Consider the following 268-nt stretch of genomic DNA (forward strand, 5'->3'; position numbering starts at 1 on the left):
CTTCCTGGGGCAGGCGCTAACCGTCTACAAGCAGGGCGACAGCCTGACAATCAATGGCTTGACGCTGGACTTCACCCAGCTGCCAGAAGGCGCCACGCTGCCTGCCGCCGCTACTGGGACCGAATGGATCGTTTCACCGGTGGAGCGTATTGGTGGCGATCTGGTACTTACACTGCTCTTACCTATTCCTGACGAAGCGGACCAGGCGGCGCGATATCCAGCGGATATCGTGACACCGGCTGACGGCTTGGTTGCGCTGCCGATCCCT

At 60.8% G+C, this 268-nt stretch carries 1 protein-coding gene; it reads left to right on the forward strand.

Annotation, left to right across the window (positions count from 1 at the left end; genetic code table 11):
- The coding region (locus SB786_RS36440) for a hypothetical protein (protein WP_410731611.1) at nucleotides 1–268 on the forward strand (268 nt) is incomplete at both ends.

This window comes from Burkholderia sp. SIMBA_062 (assembly GCF_046534765.1).
Classification (GTDB): Bacteria; Pseudomonadota; Gammaproteobacteria; order Burkholderiales; family Burkholderiaceae; genus Burkholderia; species Burkholderia ambifaria.